This window comes from Kribbella sp. NPDC050281, assembly GCF_040655855.1.
Lineage (GTDB): Bacteria > Actinomycetota > Actinomycetes > Propionibacteriales > Kribbellaceae > Kribbella.
The window spans coordinates 1-4,056 of sequence record NZ_JBFAKS010000093.1 but is presented as its reverse complement, the minus strand read 5'-3'; the positions used below and the strand labels follow the sequence as shown (position 1 = coordinate 4,056).

General features: G+C 69.0%; 5 protein-coding genes. 4 read left to right on the top strand and 1 reads right to left on the bottom strand.

The genetic code is table 11. The features are described from left to right. Positions 1-132: 132 nt before the first annotated feature. Positions 133-372, bottom strand: a complete 240-nt coding sequence (locus tag AB0I34_RS43995) for a mycoredoxin (protein ID WP_360458666.1) — start codon at positions 370-372, stop codon at positions 133-135. 101 nt (positions 373-473) lie between these two features. On the opposite strand from AB0I34_RS43995, the gene AB0I34_RS43990 reads away from it, so the two are divergent. The 4 genes from AB0I34_RS43990 (at position 474) to AB0I34_RS43975 (ending at position 3,878) form a co-directional block, all read left to right on the top strand. Then, on the top strand, positions 474-2,594 hold the full coding sequence (locus tag AB0I34_RS43990) for an ATP-dependent DNA helicase UvrD2 (protein ID WP_360458663.1): 2,121 nt from the start codon (positions 474-476) through the stop codon (positions 2,592-2,594). A gap of 387 nt (positions 2,595-2,981) precedes the next feature. Beyond that, the gene (locus AB0I34_RS43985) at positions 2,982-3,182 is read left to right on the top strand and encodes a hypothetical protein (RefSeq protein WP_360458660.1); all 201 of its coding nucleotides are present in this window, start codon (positions 2,982-2,984) and stop codon (positions 3,180-3,182) included. Between the two features lie 160 nt (positions 3,183-3,342). After that, entirely contained in the window at positions 3,343-3,630 is a 288-nt protein-coding gene (locus AB0I34_RS43980; RefSeq protein WP_131285495.1) for a WhiB family transcriptional regulator, read from the top strand. Positions 3,631-3,740: 110 nt separating this feature from the next. Beyond that, positions 3,741-3,878: a hypothetical protein gene (locus AB0I34_RS43975; RefSeq protein ID WP_360458657.1), complete on the top strand. Its 138-nt coding sequence runs from the start codon at positions 3,741-3,743 to the stop codon at positions 3,876-3,878. Positions 3,879-4,056 lie beyond the last annotated feature (178 nt).

Here is a 4,056-nt window from a genome sequence, read left to right as displayed (position 1 = left end):
CGTCGGTCGCGTTGTCGAGCAGCACGAGCACGCGGCGACCCGCCAACTGCGAACGCAACAGCGCGGCCGCTTCCTCCACGTCGTCTGGGATCAGCGGTCGGCGCCGCGTGCGTCGTACTGCGTGGTGCCGGGTCAGGCGGCCAGCTTCTCGGCGACCTGGGCCAGCGACGGGTTCGTCATCGCGGTCCCGTCCGGGAAGACCACCGTCGGCACCGTCTGGTTGCCGTTGTTGACATTCTCGACGATCTGCGCGGCCTCCGGGACCTGCTCGATGTCGACCTCGGTGAACTCGATCCCGGCTCGCTTCAGCTGGCCCTTGAGGCGGTGGCAGTAGCCACACCATGGGGTCGAGTACATCGTGAAAGCCGCCATCGGCTGTCTCCTTCTGCAAGTGGGCGCGGATTCTGTCCGGCGGCCCGTCTAGGGTTGCTCTCGTCCTACCCGAACCACGCCGCAGGTGGTGCTCTTCCCGCATGTCCCAGCCCGTGAGCGATCTCACACAATCCGTTGCCGTGGGTTCCGCGGACGCTCTGCTCGAGGCGCTCGATCCCGAGCAGCGCGCGGTAGCGACCTCCCTGCACGGGCCGGTTGTGGTGATGGCGGGTGCGGGCACCGGGAAGACGCGGGCGATCACCCACCGGATCGCGTACGGCGTGCGGACCGGGACGTTCGACCCACTGCGGGTGCTCGCGGTGACGTTCACCCAGCGCGCCGCGGGGGAGATGCGCGGCCGGCTCGCTCAGCTCGGCGTCGAGGGTGTGCAGGCGCGCACGTTCCACTCCGCCGCGTTGCGGCAGGCCAGATGGTTCTGGCCCAAGGTGTACGGCGGTGAGCTGCCGATGATCGTCGATCGCAAGTTCCCGCTGCTCACCGAGGCGGCATCGCGCTGCCGGGTCCGGGTGGACACGCCCGCGCTGCGCGACCTGGCCGGTGAGGTCGAGTGGGCCAAGGTGAGCAACGTCCGGCCGGACGACTACGCGAAGCTGGCGCCCCGCTCGGGCCGGACGCTGGCCGCCTTCGACCCGGCGACCATCGCGCGGATCTTCGCGGCGTACGAGGACGTGAAGCTGGAGCGCGGCCGGATCGATCTGGAGGACGTGCTGCTCTGTGCGGTCGCGCTGCTCGCGGAGGACGAGCGAGTGGCGGCAGAGATCCGCCGGCAGTACCGGACGTTCGTGGTCGACGAGTATCAGGACGTCAGCCCGCTGCAGCAGAGCCTGCTCGACCTGTGGCTCGGCGGCCGCGAGGACGTCTGCGTGGTCGGCGACCCGGCGCAGACGATCTACTCCTGGGCCGGCGCCGAGCCGGAGAACCTGGTGCGCTTCGCCTCCCGGCACCCGTCGGCGAATGTGATCAAGCTGGTCCGCGACTACCGATCCACTCCGCAGATCGTCGACGTCGCGAACAAGATCCTCGACGCGGCCGGACCGTCCGGACTGCCCGGCCGGGTGACACTGCGCTCCCAGCGCGACGCCGGTCCGGTGCCGGTCTACCGCGAGTACTCCGACGAGGTCGCCGAGGCCGATGCGGTGGCGCGGGCGATCGCCCGGCTCCGCGACGAGGGGACTCAGCTGCGGGACATCGCCGTGCTGTTCCGGACCAACGCCCAGTCCGAGAACTTCGAGCAGGCGCTGGCCGAGCGGAAGATCCCGGCAGTGCTGAAGGGTGCCGAGCGGTTCTTCGAGCGCGCCGAGATTCGGCAGGCCGCCGTACTGCTGCGGGGCCAGGCCAAGGCCGGGGACGTCTCGGACGACCTGGTCGAGGTGGTGACCGGGGTGCTCGGCGGAGCGGGGTGGACGCCGGAGCCGCCGACCGGGACCGGTGCCGTCCGGGACCGGTGGGAGTCGCTCAGCGCACTGGTGACGATGACTTCGGACTTCGCCGCCGAGAATCCGTCGGCGAAGTTGCTGGATCTGATGGCGGAGCTCGACCGGCGGGCCTCGATCCAGCACGCGCCGCTGGCCGAGGGGGTCACGCTGGCCACGCTGCACGCGGCCAAGGGCCTGGAGTGGAACTGCGTCTTCATCGTGGGCGCGCACGAGGGGACGCTGCCGATCAGCTACGCCCAGACGCCGGCGCAGGTCGAGGAGGAGCGGCGGCTGTTCTACGTCGGGGTGACGCGGGCGAAGGATCAGCTCTTCATCAGTTGGTCGACGTCACGCTCCCCAGGTGGGCGCGGCCAGCGGGGTCCGACCCGGTTCCTCGATCCGATCGGCGTCCGGACGTCCCGGCCACCAACAGCGTGGGAGCCATCTCCGGACCGCTCCGAGCGCGCCGCCCGGTCCGGCCGTCCGATCCCGAAGTGCCGCGTCTGCGGTCGCGGCCTGCTCGATCCCGGCGCCCGCAAGCTCGGCCGCTGCGAGGACTGCCCCTCCACGATCGACCAGGACCTGTACGACGCCCTGGTCGCCTGGCGCACCGAGCAGGCGGAGTCCGAGAGCATGCCCGCCTTCGTCATCCTCACCGACGCCACCCTGACCGCGATCGCCGAGACTCGTCCCGCCGACGAACAGGCCCTCCGCCGGATCCCGGGTATCGGCCACACCAAACTCACCAAGTACGGCGCCCACATCCTGACCCTCTGCACGCGCTGATCTCGTCCCGGCCGATGACCTGCCCTTCCGGGCAGACCATGGCTACTGGCCGGAAATGTGTTGCCAGGCAGGGGGAGTGGGGCGCACTCTGGAGGACAGGCCGTGTTCTGCTCCTGGCAGACGTGGCAATTAGGTGACACAGGCAACGATCCCGGAGCGTGCGGATGACGTCCCGGAGCGTGCCGGAAGACCGACGAGGCAGCCAGATTCGGACGCCGAGGCGGCAACTTCCGGCCAACTTCGCGAACTGGCGTTAAATAGTTTGCGGGCTCCGATGGGGACGGCGTACTGTTCTTTCTGCGGTCGAAGCCTGGCCGAAAACTTCAAACAACCATAGCGATCGAGCTAACCGCCCGCTTCGCCACAACGAGAGGAGGTGCCCTGGAAATGATCACGATGAACATCGTCAAGAAGCCGTTCAGCGACGCTGTAGCGCTGCCGTGCGCCCAGATCCTGGGTGCCTTCCCGCGCACGCACCTCGCGGCCGTTGTGCACATGGCTTCCGGCACTGCCCAGATCCGGGGCGGAGCTGTCGGCGATGCGAAGTACGGCGGTTCGGGTTCTCGAGCATGGAGTCCACCGGTCTGACAGACGTCAGCCCGGCACCTCCAAGGCCGCGGAACCCGAAAAGGGTCCCGCGGCCTTTCTGTTTGATCAGCCAGTGTTTGTCCACAGATTTGGCGGCCTTCGACCGGAGGTCGTCACCGACGACAAGAGATCAGCATCAAGTCACTGGGAGGTGACCGGAATGAGCGTGAGCTTCCTCGATGTCTTCACCGAGGTGGCAACGTCGCAGGACCTGCCCTGTCGGTCCTACGCGCCAGAACTCTTCTTCGCCGAATCGCCGGCGGACGTCGAGTACGCAAAGTCGCTGTGCACCACCTGCCCGCTGAAGGCCGAGTGCCTGGCCGGAGCGCTCGAGCGTTCCGAGCCGTGGGGAGTGTGGGGCGGCGAACTGTTCGTCCAGGGAGTGGTGGTTCCGCGCAAGCGGCCCCGTGGGCGTCCCCGCAAGAGTGACACCGTAACCGCAGCCTGACGAACCAACCGGAATCGAGAAACCGAGCCATGACGACACAGACTTCACGCAGGAGAATGGAAATGCATCTAATGAACGAAGATCTTGCTCGTGCTCATTGTCGTTCTACCTTGAACGACGCAGAGCAGAACCGGCGCTTCCACCTTGCTCGTCAGATCGAGCGGGCCGAGAAGCGGGCCGAGCGGGCCGCCCGGCGAGCTGAGAGGGCCAGCGCACGCGCGCGCCTCGCACTCGCCCGGCTGGTCTGACCACCAGAAAGAACACATCGCCCGCGGGCCGGTCCGAAAGGGAGGACCGGCCGGCAGGCACCCAAGCCTGACCAGCTGAATCACCGAGGGGGGGGGGGGCCCCCGGGGGCCCCCCCCCCCCCCCCCCCCCCCCCCCCCCCCCCCCCCCCCCCCCCCCCCCCCCCCCCCCCCCGCCCGC